15 protein-coding genes and 2 pseudogenes are annotated in these 18,285 nt (G+C 61.5%); 7 read left to right on the forward strand and 10 right to left on the reverse strand.

What is annotated here, in order from left to right; translation table 11 throughout:
- Positions 1-351: 351 nt before the first annotated feature.
- A complete protein-coding gene (locus ABHM97_RS20615) occupies positions 352-1,566 on the reverse strand; it encodes a thiolase family protein (protein ID WP_253033867.1) in 1,215 nt (404 codons plus the stop codon).
- A gap of 92 nt (positions 1,567-1,658) precedes the next feature.
- Positions 1,659-3,035 (reverse strand): NAD-dependent succinate-semialdehyde dehydrogenase, encoded by a 1,377-nt coding sequence (locus tag ABHM97_RS20620; RefSeq protein WP_253033916.1) that lies wholly within the window; start codon positions 3,033-3,035, stop codon positions 1,659-1,661.
- Between the two features lie 217 nt (positions 3,036-3,252).
- Between ABHM97_RS20620 and ABHM97_RS20625 the strand changes: the two genes are divergently transcribed.
- The 6 genes and pseudogenes from ABHM97_RS20625 to ABHM97_RS20650 all read left to right on the forward strand — a co-directional run bounded on the left by ABHM97_RS20625 (position 3,253) and on the right by ABHM97_RS20650 (position 8,689).
- Positions 3,253-4,014: an enoyl-CoA hydratase/isomerase family protein gene (locus ABHM97_RS20625; protein ID WP_253033910.1), complete on the forward strand. Its 762-nt coding sequence runs from the start codon at positions 3,253-3,255 to the stop codon at positions 4,012-4,014.
- Complete coding sequence (locus ABHM97_RS20630) at positions 4,011-4,886, forward strand: 3-hydroxyacyl-CoA dehydrogenase family protein (protein ID WP_253033909.1); 876 nt, start codon at positions 4,011-4,013, stop codon at positions 4,884-4,886. The genes ABHM97_RS20625 and ABHM97_RS20630 overlap by 4 nt, the downstream gene beginning before the upstream one ends.
- A 174-nt stretch (positions 4,887-5,060) precedes the next feature.
- Positions 5,061-6,308, forward strand: coding sequence for a CaiB/BaiF CoA transferase family protein (locus ABHM97_RS20635; protein WP_253033908.1), 1,248 nt, complete (start codon positions 5,061-5,063; stop codon positions 6,306-6,308).
- The gene (locus ABHM97_RS20640) at positions 6,308-7,507 is read left to right on the forward strand and encodes an acyl-CoA dehydrogenase family protein (RefSeq protein WP_253033907.1); all 1,200 of its coding nucleotides are present in this window, start codon (positions 6,308-6,310) and stop codon (positions 7,505-7,507) included. Before ABHM97_RS20635 ends, ABHM97_RS20640 begins: the two co-directional genes overlap by 1 nt.
- Positions 7,508-7,783: 276 nt before the next feature.
- Positions 7,784-7,957: pseudogene (locus ABHM97_RS20645) on the forward strand (LysR family transcriptional regulator); the annotation flags it as partial.
- A gap of 48 nt (positions 7,958-8,005) precedes the next feature.
- A complete protein-coding gene (locus ABHM97_RS20650) occupies positions 8,006-8,689 on the forward strand; it encodes a LysR family substrate-binding domain-containing protein (RefSeq protein ID WP_253033915.1) in 684 nt (227 codons plus the stop codon).
- A gap of 78 nt (positions 8,690-8,767) precedes the next feature.
- On the opposite strand, the pseudogene ABHM97_RS20655 reads toward ABHM97_RS20650, so the two are convergent.
- The 5 genes and pseudogenes from ABHM97_RS20655 to ABHM97_RS20675 all read right to left on the reverse strand — a co-directional run.
- Positions 8,768-9,268, reverse strand: a pseudogene (locus ABHM97_RS20655) (transposase); the annotation flags it as partial.
- Positions 9,269-9,333: 65 nt separating this feature from the next.
- The gene (locus tag ABHM97_RS20660; protein WP_349472056.1) at positions 9,334-9,633 is read right to left on the reverse strand and encodes a hypothetical protein; all 300 of its coding nucleotides are present in this window, start codon (positions 9,631-9,633) and stop codon (positions 9,334-9,336) included.
- 128 nt (positions 9,634-9,761) lie between these two features.
- Entirely contained in the window at positions 9,762-9,980 is a 219-nt protein-coding gene (locus ABHM97_RS20665; RefSeq protein ID WP_253033905.1) for a hypothetical protein, read from the reverse strand.
- 1,083 nt (positions 9,981-11,063) lie between these two features.
- Positions 11,064-12,386 (reverse strand): MFS transporter, encoded by a 1,323-nt coding sequence (locus ABHM97_RS20670; RefSeq protein ID WP_349472057.1) that lies wholly within the window; start codon positions 12,384-12,386, stop codon positions 11,064-11,066.
- A gap of 206 nt (positions 12,387-12,592) precedes the next feature.
- The gene (locus ABHM97_RS20675) at positions 12,593-13,894 is read right to left on the reverse strand and encodes an aminotransferase family protein (protein WP_349472058.1); all 1,302 of its coding nucleotides are present in this window, start codon (positions 13,892-13,894) and stop codon (positions 12,593-12,595) included.
- Between the two features lie 368 nt (positions 13,895-14,262).
- Here ABHM97_RS20675 and ald point away from each other — a divergent pair, with 368 nt between their 5' ends.
- Positions 14,263-15,378 carry an alanine dehydrogenase gene (gene ald, locus ABHM97_RS20680; RefSeq protein ID WP_253033914.1) on the forward strand — a complete coding sequence of 372 codons (1,116 nt, stop codon included), beginning with the start codon at positions 14,263-14,265 and terminating at the stop codon, positions 15,376-15,378.
- An 836-nt stretch (positions 15,379-16,214) separates the two neighbouring features.
- Here the strand turns inward: ald and ABHM97_RS20685 are convergent.
- The 3 genes from ABHM97_RS20685 to ABHM97_RS20695 are packed head-to-tail and all read right to left on the reverse strand — an operon-like array spanning position 16,215 to position 18,257.
- Positions 16,215-16,409 carry a hypothetical protein gene (locus ABHM97_RS20685; protein WP_253033901.1) on the reverse strand — a complete coding sequence of 65 codons (195 nt, stop codon included), beginning with the start codon at positions 16,407-16,409 and terminating at the stop codon, positions 16,215-16,217.
- An 8-nt stretch (positions 16,410-16,417) separates the two neighbouring features.
- Entirely contained in the window at positions 16,418-17,875 is a 1,458-nt protein-coding gene (locus ABHM97_RS20690; protein WP_253033900.1) for a DUF8370 family protein, read from the reverse strand.
- A 31-nt stretch (positions 17,876-17,906) separates the two neighbouring features.
- Entirely contained in the window at positions 17,907-18,257 is a 351-nt protein-coding gene (locus ABHM97_RS20695) for a helix-turn-helix domain-containing protein (protein ID WP_253033913.1), read from the reverse strand.
- Positions 18,258-18,285 lie beyond the last annotated feature (28 nt).

An 18,285-nucleotide genomic window follows, 5' to 3' on the forward strand; every position in this document is an offset into this window, starting at 1 on the left:
CTGACCAAGGGCCGCGTCCGGGGGTCCCTGCCAAAAGCAGGGACCCCCGGACCCGGCCCGACTCGAACGGGCTGCCACCCTCTCCGCCATGGATGCGGTCATCCGGAGCCAGCGCACCTTGAGCGAGGTCGAATCCATTGACTCACACCCCACGTGCTCGATGCGGGCCGCCGGCTTCCATTCCTGCTGCCTACGATTGGGGCGCCCACGCAGGGCCCTACTCCCGGCCCACGAATACCCGCGCATGCCAGTTAATGTCCTGTTTCAACTAAGTTGGCGCAGTTTCACTTAAGTTGCCGCATTCATGCTTTTTGTCTCATCAAAGACGAGTGCAGCTTCAGTGCCGAAGCCCTAGCTAGCCGGAGCGGTGACGTTTTCGAGGACGACGGCCAGGCCCTGGCCCACGCCGATGCAGATCGCGGCGACGCCCCAGCGCTGCCCAGAGGCCTGCAGGGACCGGGCCAGGGTGCCCAGGATCCGGGCACCGGAGGCGCCCAGCGGGTGGCCCATGGCGATCGCGCCGCCGTGCCGGTTCACGATGGACGGGTCGATGCCCCAGGCGCTGATGCAGGCCAGGGACTGCGCGGCGAACGCCTCGTTCAATTCGACGGCGCCGACCTCGTCCCAGCCGATGCCGGCCCTGGCGAGGGCCTTGTTCGCCGCCTCCACCGGGGCGTAGCCGAAGAACTGCGGGTCGTTGGCGTGCGCGCCGCGCCCGGCGATCCGGGCCAGAGGCTCCAGCCCGAGCAGCCCGGCGGCGTTCTCGGACCCGATCCACGCCGCGGACGCGCCGTCCGAGAGCGGGGAGGCGTTTCCGGCGGTGACCGTCCCGCCGGCCTCGGCGCCCTCGGGCTCGTTCCGGAACACGGTCTTGAGGGCCGCGAGCTTTTCCGCGGTGGACCCGGGCCGGATGCCCTCGTCCCGGACCAGGTCCGTGCCGGGGACCACGGTGACGAGGTTGTCGTAGAACCCCTCGTCCCAGGCCGCGGCGGCCAGGTTGTGCGAGGCGGCGGCGAATTCGTCCTGCTGTTCACGGGCCACGGCGTATTTTTCGCGCAAACGCTCGGTGGCCTCGCCCAAAGAAATTGTCCACTCGGCGGGCATGGCCTTGTTCACCAGGCGCCAGCCCAGCGTGGTGGAGGCCAGGGTCAGGTCCCCGGCCGGGTAGGGCTTTTCGGTCTTGGGCAGCACCCACGGGGCCCGGGACATGGATTCGACCCCGCCGATGAGCATCAGCTCGGCGTCCCCGGTGCTGATCTGGCGGGAGGCGATAATCGCCGCGTCCAGCGAGGACCCGCACAGCCGGTTGACCGTGGTGCCCGGGATGGACACCGGCAGCCCGGCGAGCAGGGTGCCCATCCGGGCGACGTTGCGGTTTTCCTCCCCGGCGCCGTTGGCGTTGCCGAACACCACCTCATCGATCCGCTCCACATCCAGCTTCGGGGCACGCTTCACGGACTCGCCGATCACGTGCGCGGCCAGGTCATCCGGGCGGATCCCGGCGAGACTGCCGCCGAACTTGCCGAACGGTGTCCGCACGGCGTCATAGATATAGGCCTGGTTCACACTTTCCTCGTTTTCCTTTGAAGCCGCTTGCAGGCGCAGGTTGGCGCTGCCCGCCGTTGTTGAGGACGTCGGGCAGCGATTGCAGTGCGTGTTTAGGCCGTCGGGATCCGGATGAGTTTCTTGTTGGCAAATTCGTTGATCCCGTACTGGGCCAGTTCCCGTCCGACGCCCGAGCGCTTGACCCCGCCAAAGGGCAGGTCAGGGGCGCTGCGGCTGATGCTGTTGATCCAGACCATTCCGGTTTCCAGCTGGTCGGCGAGCTGCCGGGCGGCCTCGACGTCGGCGCTGTAGATGGAGCTCGAGAGGCCGAAGGGCGAGTCGTTGGCCAGGTCAACGGCAGCTTCGGGGGAATCCACCCGGTAGACGACTGCGGCCGGCCCGAAGATCTCTTCCGAGTAGGCCCGCATTTCCGGCGTAACACCGGTCAGGACGGTCGCCGGGTGGTAGGCGCCCGCTTCGTTCGGGGCGTCACCGCCGGTGACGGCGGTCGCACCCTTAGAGACGGCGTCCTGGACGAGTTCGGCGATTTCGTCGACAGCGGCCTGGGAAGACAACGGCCCGAAGGACGTCTGGGCATCCGTGGGGTCACCCGGGGTGATCTTGGACATGGCTTCAGTGTAGCGGCGCAGGAACTCGTCGTAGATGTCGCCGACAATGATGAAGCGCTTGGAGGCCGTGCAGGCCTGGCCGCCGTTGTACATCCGGCCCGCCACGGCGCCGGCGACGGCCTTGTCCAGGTCGGCATCCGGCAGGACGATGAACGGGTCGGAGCCGCCCAGTTCCAGCACATACTTCTTCAGATGGCGCCCGGCAACCTCCGCGACGGCGGATCCGGCCTTCTCGGAGCCGGTCAGGGAGACGCCCTGCACGCGCGGGTCGGCGATCATGGTGGCGATCTGGCCGCTGGTGGCGAAGGCGTTGATGTAGACACCGGCGGGCAGCCCGGCGTCGCGGAAGACAGCCTCGATGGCCAGGGCAGACTGCGGGCAGTTGCGTGAGTGCTTGAGGATCACGGTGTTGCCCAACACGATGTTGGGGGCGGCGAAGCGGGCGACCTGGTAGTAGGGGAAGTTCCAGGGCATGATGCCGACAAGCGGTCCAATAGGTTCGGTGCGGACGACGGCCGAGCCGGGGCCGCTGATCTCCAAGGGTTCATCGCGGAGGAAGCGTTCGGCGTTGTCGGCGTAGTAGGCGTAGATCGAGGCCACGAGGGCAACTTCACCGCGGGCCTCGGCGATAGGCTTGCCCATCTCCAGGGTCAGCAGCGCGGCAAGTTCCTCGGAGCGTTCCCGGTGCAGTTCGGCGATGCGGCTCAGTACTGCGGCCCGCTCCGCCAGCGGGGCGCAGCGCCAGGTGCGGTATTCCGTGAAGGAGCGCTTGAGTACATCCTGCACTTCCTCGTCGGTGAGGGTGGGGAACGCGGCAACGCGTTCTCCGGTTGCCGGGTTGATGGTCGCGTAGTTGCTCATGGTCCGGAACTCTTTCTGCGGGTACGGCCTTGTCTTAGCACTCACGATCCCAGCTTCCGGCTATGCCGTCCAATACTTATTAGTAGGGTGATCAATGATCATTATGGATCAATCGCCGTAACCCATTTCCCTAAAGGCCCATCTATGACTCAAAAGTAATAAGTTGACCAATGTTAGGTATTGGACGATGACTAATGAGTAATGCCACAGTGGGCGGGTGAAGACGATCCAGATCCACGACGCCGGCGCGACCGTCCACGTCGAACTCAACCGGCCGGAAGTCCGCAACGCCATAGACCGGCTCATGGTGGACGAGTTGCACACCGTCTGCGCCGATTTGGAGCGGAATCCCCGAATCCTCATCCTCTCCGGGGCGCACGTTGCCTCCGGGGGCATCTTTGCTTCCGGAGCGGACATCGCCCAGCTCCGCGAACGCCGCCGTGATGATGCGCTGGCCGGCATCAATTCGGGCCTCTTCCAGCGGATCGCCCGGCTGCCGATGCCGGTGATCGCAGCCATCGACGGCTTTGCGCTTGGCGGTGGTGCTGAACTGGCTTATGCGGCGGACTTCCGGATCGCCACAGCACGGGCAAAGATCGGCAATCCCGAAACCGGGCTCGGCATCCTCGCTGCCGCCGGCGCAGGCTGGCGCCTCGTGGAACTGGTGGGCGAGCCCCTGGCGAAGGAAATACTGCTCACCGGCAAAGTGCTCGACGGCGCAGAAGCGATGGCGGTTCGCCTCGTCACTGAACTGCATGAACCGGACCAACTGATTTCCGCGGCCTTCGCCCTCGCGGCCCGGATCGCGTCCCAGGATCCGCTTGCGGTCCGCCTCACCAAGAGTGTCCTCCACGCGCCCAGGTCCGCCCACCCGGCCATCGATGAACTCGCCCAGGGCATCCTCTTTGAATCAGAGGCAAAGTTTGAGCGGATGCAGGCATTTCTGGACCGAAAAAAACACAAAGGAACCACCAAATGACCAACTCCACCTCAATAAAAACCCCGGGCGTCCCCACAAAGGTAGGTGTTCTCGGCGGAGGCCGGATGGGTGCCGGCATCGCCCACGCCTTCCTGGTTTCCGGAGCGGAGGTCACCGTCGTCGAACGCGACACGGCGGCGGCCGCAGCGGCCCGGGACCGTGTCACCGGAACGCTGGCCAAGGCCATTGAGAGGGCGGCCGTGACGGAGGATCTGGGCTCGCTGCTCGGCCGGTTCGCCATCTCGACGGACGCCATGGACTTCGGCGGTGCGGGCCTTGTTGTCGAAGCCGTTCCGGAGGACTTCACGCTCAAGCAGGAAGCGCTGCTCAATGTTGAGCGCAGCCTTGGCGCGGACGCCTGGATTGCCACCAACACGTCCTCGCTGTCCGTCACCCGGCTGGCCGCCCCACTGAGCAGGCCGGAGCGGCTCTGCGGGCTGCACTTCTTCAACCCGGTCCCGGCGTCCACGCTTGTGGAAGTCGTGCTTGGCCCGCAGTCCGCCCCTGAACTTGCCGACGCCGCTACCGGCTGGGTTCGCGGGCTGGGCAAGACTCCAATCGTGGTCCACGATGCCCCAGGCTTCGCGAGTTCCCGTCTGGGCGTTGCACTTGCGCTGGAGGCCATGCGGATGCTGGAAGAGGGTGTGGCCAGTGCCCAGGACATCGACGCCGCCATGGAACTCGGTTACCGGCACGCCTCCGGACCGCTACGCACCACGGACATCGTCGGGCTGGACGTCCGCCTCGGAATCGCCGAATACCTGCATGAAACGCTCGGCGAGCGGTTCGCCCCGCCCCGGATCCTCCGCGACATGGTGGCGCGCGGCGAGCTTGGACGCAAGTCCGGCAAAGGGTTCTACGACTACTCCTGAACAGTGAGCCCAAGCAACCGAGCGTGATGTCAGTATGGCCAGGTAAGCGCGCTCTGTTGTTGATCCGGCCAATTATGTCTGTCGTGCAATAAAACCGCCATCAATAGGTATTGGACGGATAGCAATGCGGTCCGTCATGGTGGAGGAAGAGAACACTATGCGAGGAGCCCATTGATGGACAGCCAACACTCCGCCACCGCTGAGAGGTCGGTATTCGGCCGCAGTTCAGATGGCCCGCTCAGCGGCATCCTGATCGCAGATTTCGGCAGGGTGCTGGCCGGACCGTACTGCACCATGCTGCTGGCCGATCTCGGGGCGACCGTGATCAAGATCGAGAGCCCGGCCGGGGACGAGACCCGGGCGTGGCGCCCGCCCACCCGCGGCGATGACTCGACCTACTTCCTCTCGATCAACCGCAATAAGACCTCGATCAAGCTCGATCTCCGTGATGCGGACGACCGCAGGACCGCCCAGCGCATTGCGGAACGGGCCGACGTCGTGGTGGAAAACTTCAAACCGGGTGACTTGGTGCGCTACGGCCTGGACTATGACACCGTCGCGGCCACCAACAAGGACGTGGTCTACGCCTCAATCACCGGCTTCGGGACCACCGGCGGTGCACAGCTCCCAGGCTACGACCTGCTGATCCAGGCGCTGTCCGGGCTGATGGACCTCACCGGAGCGCCGGACACCGAGCCCTTCCGTTCCGGAGTTGCGGTGTTCGACGTCATCACCGGCCTGCATGCCTGCATCGGCATCCTCGCTGCCCTGCGGCACCGGGACCGCATCGGGGAAGGCCAGCTGGTGGAAATGAACCTGATGTCCTCCGCACTCTCCGGCATGGTGAACCAGACCGCAGCCGTGGTGCTGGGCGGGGTTGCCCCGGCCCGGCTGGGCAACGAGCATCCGAGCATCTACCCCTACGAGCCTTTCGACACCGGCGACGGGAAGCTGGTCATCGCCATTGGCAACGACGCCCAGTACCGCACCTTCTGCGCCACCATCGGCCGGCCGGAACTGGCCGTGGATCCGCGTTTCGAGCAGGCACCGCTGCGCAGCACCAACCGCACGGAACTGCGGCCGCTCCTGGTGGAATGCCTCTCGACCCGGACCGCCTCCGAATGGTTCGACATCCTCACCGACGCGAAGCTCCCGTGCGCACCGATCCAGGACCTGCACGCCGGGATCGCATTCGCCGAGCGGATCGGTCTGGAGCCCGTCGTGACGGTAGGGCACGGAGAGGGCACGCAGCCCGGGGTGCGCAACCCCATCCGGCTGTCCAAGACCCCCGTGAGCTACGACCTCACCCCGCCCGATCTGGACAGCGGCGCCGGGCTGGTCCGGGCCTGGCTCGGCGCGGACGAGCCCGTTTTGGCCGGCGCCCTTGCCGGCACTCCCACACGATCCCCTGAGGAGCACTGATGACCGCCGCCACGGACCTGTCCGTCAATTCCGATTTCTATGTAGTGGACGACTACCTCAATGACACCGACCGGGCACTGATCGCCCGTGTCCGTTCCTTCGTCGAACAAGACGTCACCCCCGTCATCAACGAATACTGGGAGAAGGCGGACTTCCCGTATCAGCTGGTGCCCAAGTTCGCGGAGCTGGGAATCATCGGCACAGCGATCCAGGGCTATGGCTGCCCGGGCCTGACCCGGCTGCAGACCGGCCTCGTCGCGATGGAACTCTCCCGCGGTGACGGCAGCATCAACACCTTCAACGCCGTCCATTCGGGACTGGCGATGGGCAGCATCAACCTGCTCGGCAGCGGCGAGCAGAAGCAACGCTGGCTCCCGGCGATGGCCAAACTGGAAAAGCTGGGCGCCTTCGCACTGACGGAACCGGAGCACGGCTCCGACTCCGTGGCCCTGGAAACCTCCGCGCGCCGGGACGGCGACCACTACGTCATCAACGGCTCCAAACGCTGGATCGGGCTGGGCCATGTGGCGGACCTCGTCATCATCTGGGCCCGGGACACCGCCGATGCGAAGGTGAAGGCGTTCGTTTTGGAAAAGAACGACGACGGCAGCTACCCCGCCGGGTACCACGCCGAGGCCATCACGGGAAAGATGGCAAAGCGGGCCGTCCAGCAGGCACAGATCGAGATCGACGGCCTGCGGATCCCCGCAGAAAACCTGCTGGCCAATTCCCGGTCCTTCCGCGACGTCGGAGCGGTGCTCAACACCACCCGCAGCACCGTGGCCTGGGAATCGCTCGGCCATGCCACCGCCGCCTACGAGATGGCGGTCAGATACGCCCGGGAACGGGTCCAGTTCGGCCGCCCGATTGCCAGCTACCAGCTCGTGCAGAATAAACTCGCCAACATGCTCGCGGACCTCACCGCCATGCAGCTGATCTGCTTCCGCACCGCGGCGCTTCAGGACGAGGGCCGGCTCAGCAATGAGCAGGCTTCCCTGGCCAAGATGTTCACCGGGGACAAGGCACGGACGCTGTGCCGGGATGCCCGGGACATGTTCGGCGGCAACGGAATCCTGCTGGAGCACCATGTGGCCCGCCACCTGACCGACATGGAAGTGGTCCACACCTACGAAGGCACCGATTCCATCCAGTCCCTGATCCTGGGGCGTGAGATCACCGGCATCTCGGCCTTCTCCTGACCTGTTCCGGCCGCGCTTCCGGCGGGGCTTGTAGTAACAAAAAAGCACGGTCGTCCGACGGGACGGCCGTGCTTTCTTGGCTTCTCAGCCTGGTGACCTTGTCCAGCTCGTACTCCAGAGGCGCGGAAGGAACGAGCCGACGCCATCCCTCAGTGCTAGTGCTTGATGAAGTGACCGGTCTAGCCTCATCGGGGCCGGGAAGAGGAGCCTGAAAGCCATAATTCATTTGTCATAGATGAGGGGAGCAATGTTACTTGATCCAGATATAATGAGGCCATGGAGATCAAGGACTTCAAAATATTCTTGGCGGTCGCCACGGAACTACATTTCGGGCGAGCCGCCAGCCGGCTCCATATGGCTCAGCCCCCGGTTAGCCGCGTGATAAAAGCATTCGAGCATGAACTTGGCGCTGAACTATTTAAACGCAGTACCCGCTCGGTCAGTCTTACGGCAGCAGGCGAAGCGCTTATTGGCCCCGCCCAACGGATACTTGCAGAGGTGGAACGAGTCAAGCAGGACGTCGCCGCGGCCGGCCGTGGAGAAGCCGGCCGCGTGAGGATTGCCTTCGCGGGTGCTTCCACCCACGTGATGGTCGGCCGCCTCGCTCGCGCCGCACGCTCCCGGCTTCCCGGCCTCGTGCTCGAACTCTCCAGCCAAAACTACGCACAGCCTGCCATGTCCCGCGTTCTGACGGGCGAGGTGGACATCGGTATTGGCCGCTGGGATCACATTCCCGCAGGCATCGAGACGCGAGTTCTGGTCAACGAGCAACTTATGCTCGCCGTGCCCAAAAACCATCCCCTCGCAGGCAGGCACAGCACCCCAGTCTCGGCCTTCGAAGACGAGCCGTTCGTCGTCCTGCCAGCCCATCCCGGGTCGGTCCTCACGGACCGCCTTTTCCGCCTCTGCCATGCAGCGGGATTCGAGCCCCGCATTGTTCAAGAAGCCCCGGACTCGTACACCGGACTGGCGCTTGTCTCAGCAGAGGTAGGGACAATGCTCACCATCTCCTCCGTGGCGGAGAATACCGATCACCATGGAGTTTCATTCATCCCTGTTTCCGACGAGATCGACGGCGTACAACTACGGATGGCTTGGAAGACGGACTCGCAAAATCCCGGACTCAAAACCATCCTCAGCCTGGCGGAAGAGGTTTTGCCTCAAGAACTGCCGGGAGCCTAAGTGTTCGCCTGCCATATTTCTACTATGGGGTCGGTGAACTCGGGAGTGTCTGTTTAACGGTGGATCCGCGGTTGGCATTTAGTTGATTCTTCCTTCGAAGGGGAAAAGCGAAGGCGTTCAGTGCCGGCTTCCATCGTGTGGCCCATCGTGCCCTGCCTTTGCCGGTGGGGTCCAGTGCCCGGGTGGCCAGGTAGGGGCATTTCAGGGCCTCCTACCCGGTGGGGAAATGTCCCCGGGCCCGGACCGCGCGCCGGTAGCGGGCGTTGACGGATTCGATGGCGTTGGTGCTGCAGATGACCCGGCGGATTTCCACGTCGTAGTCCAGGAACGGCACGAACTCGCTCCAGGCGTTTCCCACAGCCGGGTGATCGCCGGGTACTGCCTGCCCCATTTGCCGGAAAACTCCCCGAAGCGTTCCTTCGCCGCGGCTTCGGAGGGCGCGGTGTAGACCGGGCGCAGATCCCGGGACATTTCATCCCAGTACTGCCGGGCAGCATAGCGGAAGGTGTTGCGGATCAGGTGAACAATGCAGGTCTGGACCACGGCGGGTTCCCACACGGTGGTGATGGCCTCCGGCAGCGGCTGCTCCTGCGGGCCGGGAACACGCTCTTGGACCGGGCAAGGAACAGGCTCAGCACCGTATTCTAGTTGCCGGGGCTGATGTCAGTGGTCAGAGCCCTGTCGTCCTCAAGGCGACCGGCTTCCCGGCGAACGCTGCCACACGCTCCGGACTCCTCCGGCCGCCAGAGCGTGTGCACGCCGATGTCGAGCAGCTTCCGCTCACCGACGTCGGTGATCACCCAGATGAATCCGTGGTCGGAAAACGTCATGTCAATCCAGCCGCCCCACAGTGCCCCGGTTTCGTGATCCCTCACAACGACGCGGTCGCCGCGGACCAGGGACAGGAAGATGTCGATTTCGCATTCCGTCAGCGACTCTTTCAACCCGGTTCTCCCCGGCCCGGCGTTCAGAGCCGCCGTGCGCAGCGAGCACCCGGCCCGGCGGGCAGCGGGACAGAGCAGATTAAACACGCTGCCGGCCGGCGCGCCGGAGAGATCCCTCTGCCGTCCGTTCATCGCGGCTCGTTCCCCCACTTTTCGAGTGTCACGCCCGGGGGAACGTTGCTGTCCAGGCGCGCTTCATAGCGGCCCGGTGCCAGCCGCGTGACAGAGATGCCGACTTGTTCAGCTACCGCCGCCGGCTTCAGGAAATCCACCGCTTTATCCAGGGCGGCGTCCAGTTCTTTTCGGGTGTGGACGGCGATGAGGAGACGTTCGGGTGGTGCGTGCATGGTGATGAGTCCTTATTCTCAGGGCGGTGATGAGTACTTCGGACACGCCAGATGTTCTGGCGTCGTGGGGAGGAGCGGCAGCCTGCCGGCATGGTCCGGGCTGAAATCCAGGCGGGCGGCCGGTCCGGCGGAACTTAGGAGACCAGGCTTCCGGCAGAAGAAGGGGCCGGATTCGGGGACGCTGGAGAACGGCGGCGATTTGCTTCCGACAGTCCAAGGATGGTGGCTTCAATATCTTCTAGGGATTGCCGGATCCATGCGAGGGCGGCCAGGTCCTCGGAGCCTTGAGCCGGGTCACTCGATGACGCCTCCAGGAGCGCAACCCGGCGGCTGATCCTGCCGGAAATTTCGAGGATCAACGGTTGGATCAGGGCTTGGGACTCGTCCCGCGATGGGTGCGCGAACGCTTCCTTCCGGCGCCCCGGTAGGTGGCGGTGAGGGGCAGACGGGAGGAATTAGTGGTCATCGGTCTGTCCTTCGGGTTGTTCAGGGTCCGTGGTCCTTTCGCGACGTGCTCCCGGTACGCCAAGGGGAGTTCCGGGCGGGTTCGTCCCGCTGCAGATCATCCGCGCCGCAGGCACACCGTCCGCCACCGGAATGGGCCTGCGGCGCGGACGATCTACGGCTCTGCAAGCCCGGGCGCACCTCCCGGTCAACACGGCCAAATACGAAACGGCAACTTCCAAGGCCACGTTCTCCGCGCCCCGGTGGCCCGGTCTTCGGTCTAAACAACACCGACCGCCAGTGCCTCTGCCGGGCCTCCAGCCCAACCATGCTTAACTGCGAAGGGCCCCATTTCGGGTCGTGGAATGCGTCCAACAGGGGATGGCTTCGGATAGCTCGTCGGGGTTGCGTTGGCTTAGCTTGGCGGGGACCGCGTCGCGATTGCGGTCCACGATTCCATGATGGGCTGGTGCATGGGAGTGGCGGCCACTTGGAAAAGCGGCCGCCACATCCGCAGCGACTGTTCGAGTGCACTGGCGAGGGCCCGCGGTCACCGTGCAGACCGCGGGCCCCATTTATCCGTGCCTCAATACGGGGCTGTCACTAGGAACAAAACCACCGATCCACGGCCGAGATTGGTTACTGGTGTGCTGGTTCGACTTCTCGGGCAAGGTCTTCCGCATCGTTCCTCTGCGGCGCAACTGCTACACAAATGAAGTTGAGTGCGCACATCGCAAGCAGCAACAAGATAACCGGCCAGATACTCCCGGTTGCCTGGAGCAGCATCGCCGAGACGAGAGGTGAAAGTCCACCGAAGATTGCACCAGCCGTTTGATAGGAAAGCGAAACACTCGTGTAGCGCGCAGTTGGCGGAAACATTTGGGCCAGCATGGTGGCTGCGGGCCCGTAAATACTGGATATCGCGACACGCATGAGTATAAACACGGCAAAGATCGCGGTTTCATTTCCCCAGTCGAAGACGAGAAACTGCGGTACCGCCAAGATCGCCATGCCGATAACCCCAAATTTTACAACCCGGATTCTTCCAAATCGGTCTCCGAAATGTGCGGCGATGAAGGTGAACGCAAGTTCAACAAGGGAGGCGGCAGACAGTGCGCTCAGGATCAATGTCTCTGAGGCACCGATCTCCGGTCCTGTGGCATATGCCGTAACGAAGGTAGTTACAAGGTAATAGCCACCGATAACCGCCGGCAGAGTTCCAATCCCCAGGAGGATCGTGCGCCAGTTCTTGCCGACCGCTTCCCGGAGTGGCGATTTTTGCTGGCCGGTGGCATTGCTCCGTTCTGCTTTCTCGTAGACCGGGGATTCCTGGACACCAATGCGAATAAGAATTCCGACCAGAATTAGCAGGGCGGAAGCGAGGAATGGCAGGCGCCACCCCCACTCGAGCAGGAACTCTTTGCCGTTCAACGTCAGAATGCTGAATGCCCCGGTGGCGAGCAGGGCGCCTGCAGGGTTGCCTGCTTGGACGATGCCTCCGTAGAAGGTTTTCTTTTCTTCCGGAGCGTGCTCGACTGCCATCAGTACTGCCCCACCCCATTCGCCTCCTACAGCCAATCCCTGGATGAAGCGCAGGATGACAAGCAGTACAGGGGCCAACGAACCTACCTGAGCATAAGTAGGCAGGAAACCGATCAGAAGGGTGGCGATGCCCATCATCGTCAGGGTGATTACGAGGGTGTTCTTCCGGCCAAAGCGATCTCCAATGTGGCCGAAAACGATTCCCCCCAAGGGCCGCGCGAAAAACCCAACAGCCAAGGTGGCAAAAGAAGCTACGATGCCGGTCAGCCTATCCCCTGTATCGGGGAAAAAGACCGTCCCGAACACGAGGGCTGCCGCAGTGGAATATACGTAAAAGTCATACCATTCTACGGTGGTACCTATAAATGAGCCTAAGGCGGCCCGACGAGCGCCAGACCCCTTCTTCTGAGGTGGTATCAACGAAACTTCTCCCTTGAAGTAAATGTGCGGTTAATCTGACAATGATCGAAGGCAGGTTGTGGCAGCGATATTTTCCACAGGTTTCCGGGCCCCTTATTACTGGCTGCGGTACCACTGGCACGCAAGTCCTGATGCTTGAAACGGGGCCTTAGTGCGCGAGGCCCTAGGCCAACCTGGCTAGGTTGGCCTAGGGGAATTCCCCAGAATCAGTGCCGACTCAGGACTGTGGAAAGCGAGTCGCGAATAGTGCTCACAATGAGCCTGAGCTCGTCCTGCGTCACGATAAACGGAGGTGAGATCATGAGGATGTCATTCGGAAGGTTCCTCAGGTGGACACCGCGGCGTTCCATCTCCGCCACCACTTCTACGCCGGAGATACCGGGTGCAAGATCAACGCCGCCCATCAGGCCAACGTAGCGAACGTCCTGGACGCCCGGGGTGCCGCGGAGCGACTCCAACTCCTGGGCCAGGATGGGTTCGAGCGAACGGACCCGTCCGAGAAGATCCTCCCGTTCAAGGATTTCAAGGTTCTTGAGCGCAACGGCCGCAGCCGTGGCGTGGCCGGAATAGGTGAGCCCCTGATGCAGAATCGGAGCGTCCTGACCCTCGAAGAACTGCTTCCAAATCTTCGGGGCGACGAGCACGCCGCCCAGCGGCATGTAACCGGACGTGATGCCCTTGGCAAAGGTGATCATGTCGGGCTGAATATCGAATCGCTCGGATGCGAACCATGTACCGAGACGCCCGAATCCGGTAATCACTTCATCGGCCACAACCAAGAAGTCATACTCCGCCGCGAGTTCCTTGATCCTTTTAAAGTAGCCGGCTGGTGGAGGCACAAGACCGCCTGTGCCCATTACTGGCTCTGCGATGAAAGCGGCAATGCGTTCGCCGCCGAAATCCCGGATGGTTTTCTCAACCAGGTCGATGTCGAAGGGATCAACGAGGAGTGTGTCTGGGATGAGCGGACCGGGTCCATGGCCAACCCTATTGAATTCGAGGCCCGCGACGCTGGTCCCAAAGGCATGAAGACCGTGATAGCTGTTGTGCCGGCTGACGATAGTCAACTTTTCAAACTTCTCTTGCAACTGCCAGTGCCGCCGGGCCAGTTTCAATGCCATGTCGACGGAATCGGACCCACCACTCGTGAGGATGACCTTCGGGTCGACGATAGGCGCAAGAGCTGCGATCTTTTCTGCCAGTTCAACTGCGCGGTCGTTGAGGTAACGGCCGAATACGTGCCAGGTTTCCAACTTTTTCATCTGCGCCGCTGCCACCTCGGCGATTTCCTCACGGCCGTGGCCCACGTTGGCATACCAAAGCCCGCCAGCCCCATCGAGGTAACGTTCGCCTTTGTCAGTCGTGATATAAGCCCCATGGGCCTCGACAATCACCGTTGGTTCGTTGGCGAGCACGGTTGGCATGTGAGCTTGGGCGCTCCACAGAGCCTGCTGTCTTGACATTTCTTCTCCTATAGATATTGGCGTGCAGCTCAGCGCGGCTGGCACTAGCTTCCCCACGAGCAGGCATAGAACGCGACTGCGTTGTAGAACGGCCCATGTCCGCTGCGCATGTGCTGCCCCCCACACCAGCTTCCTCTGTGCATCGATGACAAACAAATACCAAACCTGAAACAATTAATGTGGAACCAATCATAAATGGCCAGATCGCAGCGTTCCCGCCGCCCGCCGCCCTCATTGATGATTTGTTTGACATCAGTCAAGGACCCTTTGGTATTGGACTGAGCCGTAATCTAGGTGGAAGAGTAGCGCCTGAAGACTCGTCAATCTTTCACGGTGAGGTGAGCGATACACGCCATGAGACACCGAACCCGTCGTTGTCTTCCAACCACTTTCCACTCTCAGAAAGCATCGGCATGATCATCTCCGTTCCCAAAGAAATTAAAAACAATGAGTTCCGCGTGGCCATCACTGCTGCTGGCGTGCACGAGCTGAAGGCCAACGGCCACGAGATCCTCGTCCAGACCGGCGCGGGTGAAGGCTCCGGCATTCTGGATCAGGAGTATGTGCTCGCCGGCGCTGAGATTGTCCAGGACATCGACGCGCTCTGGGGCCGCGCAGACATGGTCCTCAAGGTCAAGGAGCCTGTAGCGGCGGAGTACCGTCATTTTCGCCAGGGTCTCACACTTTTCACGTACCTCCACCTGGCTGCTGAGCCTGATCTGACCGAAGCCCTCCTTTCATCCGGCGTCACGGCCGTCGCCTACGAAACCGTTCAAACCGGACGGTTCCTGCCCCTGCTTGCGCCTATGAGCGAGGTGGCAGGCAGGCTCGCCGTCCAGGTGGGCGCGAACTCACTCATGGCACCTGCAGGAGGCAAAGGTGTTCTGCTCGGCGGCGTACCGGGCGTGCGGCCGGCGAAGGTGACCGTCCTCGGTGCAGGTGTCGCAGGCACCAACGCCGCCGCCATGGCGCTGGGCCTGGGCGCGAACGTCACCATCCTGGACATCAATGTCAGTCGGTTGCGGGAACTGGATGCCCAGTACGGGGGCCGTCTCCAGACAGTGGCTTCCAACGGCTATGAAATCGAACGCTCAGTAGTCGAATCCGACCTGGTGATTGGCTCTGTGCTCATTCCGGGGGCAAAAGCCCCCAAGCTTGTCAGTAACGAACTGGTCTCCCGAATGAAACCGGGAAGTGTGCTGGTTGACATCGCAGTCGATCAGGGAGGCTGCTTCGAAGACAGCCGTCCCACCACGCATGAGTCCCCTACTTTCCAGGTGCACAACTGCGTTTTCTACTGTGTGGCCAACATGCCGGGGGCGGTTCCAAACACCTCCACCTATGCCCTCACCAACGTCACCCTCCCCTACGCTGTCGCTTTGGCGAACAAGGGTGTCAAGACCGCGCTGGCGCAGGATCCGGTCCTTGCGGCAGGCCTCAATGTGGCCGCAGGCAGGGTCGCCCACAAGTCCGTCAGCGACGCCCACGGGCTCGAGCTTGCCTCCTGGCAGGACCTGGTATCCGTGTAATCCATGTCCTGTGACTTGCCTCGGGGTGAATCCCTCCGGGGCCGGGCACGGGTCCATCAGGTAGAGGTGAGGGCATAAGTGGCATTTCACTTGCAGCGCGCGTGGCATCCCCTCGTTGGTCAACGAGTGGTAATCCGGCTTCACGGCGAAGTCGTACGGCACGGAACTGTCGACGCCGTTACGGGGGACGACCGGGTGCTGTGGCTCGATTCAGAGGGGGCCGAACCACGGCGGCTCTTTGAGAGGTCGGAGGGTTTTGACGTAGGGCCGGACGACGCCGTCACCCAGGGGGCTTCAGGACCCCACCGGCTGTGACTCTCTCATGAAGCCCATGTCTCCCAGCGGCAATGAATTGGTCAAAACTATTTCCGCGGGAATCGGAAGGCAGAACCGGCTCGTAGCGGAAATACCTACAGGCGAACCGCCTGGGGTACTAGTTACCTGGTACTGTCCTCGGTCATACAAGGTCGAAATAAGCGCCCGTATTCCCCCTGGGCTGATCTACGAATGTCTGGCCGACGACCACGTGCGGTTGCTCGACGGAACTGCTCTGCAGCAAGCAGGCAAATAGTTTCGATCCGCAAGGTTGAGACGAGTTATCTCATCCACTTCTACTCGTCCCACTCTAACGCCGATAACGGATCTTATGTAAGCTATTTTAGTTGAAGCTTCAACTCAATCCTTCTTTTATCTTGTCCGGTGTCCTGTCTCTGTCTCAGTCAACTTGGCAACCCCACGTGAGCGTTGCCAACTTCACTGAGACCGGACATTCGCCTCCGACCTGTTCCGGAGAACGCTCCCGCAATGGAAGGTCCTTCCTAGCGAGGCTTTCGGTGTCATCCCATACGTTCGATGTGCAGTACGGTCTTTGCAGCCAAGCGATGTTTGACTGTTGACAACGACAAGGGATCCTCATCATTCGATACAAAAATGAAGAATCCGCCGCTCTGATGATAGTCATCAGCCTCAATGGTTTCAGGGAGCCGTTCGCGGAGCGCATTTGAAGCATATGTGATCTGGAATGTTGGCATGTGCTTTCCTAAAGAGTCGATGCAGATTTCTTATTTTCGACACGGGCGTCGACGAAAAGAGGCTTGATTGTTACCCCTTTCGCGGCAGACAAGGCAGTACAGGTATCCGTTACTCGCTTGAGTCGCTCAGGTCTAAAGTCGCCGTCAGTGAATCCGACCGCAAGGTAAATGCCAAAAGAAATACCCTCAGTCTGCAGATACTGTGGCAACTGCTTTTCAGCGCCAGAAAAGAACTTTGTACTCCCTATGTACTTGACTTCAAGCAGGGCGCGCCGAGTCCACCCCTTCGAAAATTTGAAGTCCACAGGGCCCCTGCCCATGTCCACTTCACGACTCAAGTCCACACCCGCTGCCTGACATTCTGATCGCCACATCATGCCGGCCACCGCCTGGCAGATCTTCTCAGGACGATGCGCTCTGTAGTCGTCATTCCAAAGAAGACGCCATCCATCACTTTCTTCGACAGCATACTGGAAGGTAGCAGCCAATGTCTTCACCCATGCCTGAAAACCGATGTCGTCGCAAGGCAGGCCTGCCTTCAACGCAGATACATCTGCGAGAGCGGCCAGCTTTTGCCCGGACTCGTACCAGTAGACCAGGCCCTGGGGATCCCTCTCGACGTCGTAGGGCGCGTGGGCTCGGGAAGCTTCTTTCTGCAAGTAGCTGATGGCAATATCTGGCCGTGTATTCGCCACCTTCCTCGCGGCTTCGACCTTCTGCGATTTCGTCAAGCTCACGGAAAGATCAAAGTTCAAATCGTCTCTAAGCGCAGCAAACTCAGCATGCTCTGCCCAGTCCCAGAAGCCGTCTGGTGTTACTCGAGGTATGTCTTTTAAAAAGCGCCGAGGAGTAAGGATGACTCCCCCCGCACCACTGGCCACTGGCAGGTCGACTTTAAGATCGGACCAACTCCCTCTCTTCAGATCCGAGGCGGCATGAACCACCTCAACTTTGGACATTGGGATGTCATGCCTTGCGGCAACTTCTTGTGTATAGGCAATAAATTTCGCCTTGAGGATGTTGCAGAGTACATCGCTGGTACGGTCTCGCCCGAAGCCCTCGCAGAAGAGAGCAAAACCCGCAATCGAGGAAAGGTCCTTCACAGCCTCCTTGCCAACCAAGCCAAGCGTCGTAGCGATCCTTCTCGCAAACATTTTCCCGGTTCCCGAGCCGGCCGGACTTGCCATCGCCAAGCCGAGAGCAAACTCCTTAGGCTCTGGAAAATGGAGCAGACGTTCTGCTTTCCTCCACGCGGGCGTATCTTCTTGGCCGCCGGACTTGAGAACAAGGTCAGCAGCGAGTTCGAAGAAGGAAACGACGTGATCATACGATTCGGACCAAAATGGATCAGGATCATCAAAGATGAGATAGGGGTCTACGTATAGAGGACTGTCCTGCGTCGGTATGGTGTCGAACCAATCGTCTTTGCTCGTTAGAGCGAGATCAAACTCTTTCGAAAACCGCATTTCACCTCTATATGTTGTTAGACGAGTTCCTTTAGTGACGTTGTATCGTCCTGAGGTCCAACTCAACCTCTTGACCACGGACTTTAACGACGACCTTCGCTTCGTCGGCACCAGCGGCAGTTAGATACTCAAGCAGCGTGGATAGAAGCATGTCATGCTGACGCTCGGTCTTGGAGATGACACTTTGATTCACACCTAGGCGCTCTGCCAGATCCGTCTGGGTCAAATCCCCAGCTTTACGAATCATCGCTAGATTCATCGCATGGACGCGCTCAGCGCGCACAGATTCTTCTTGGATTCGCGCTACGCGTTCCGCAGCACCTGGACGCTTAAGCATCCGGTCAAGCCTGTCGTTGCCTTCCTTAAAGCCCCTAATCGCCATCAGGATCAACTCATTCTTTTACTAGATT

Source organism: Paenarthrobacter sp. CAP02, from assembly GCF_040137855.1.
Taxonomy (GTDB): Bacteria; Actinomycetota; Actinomycetes; order Actinomycetales; family Micrococcaceae; genus Arthrobacter.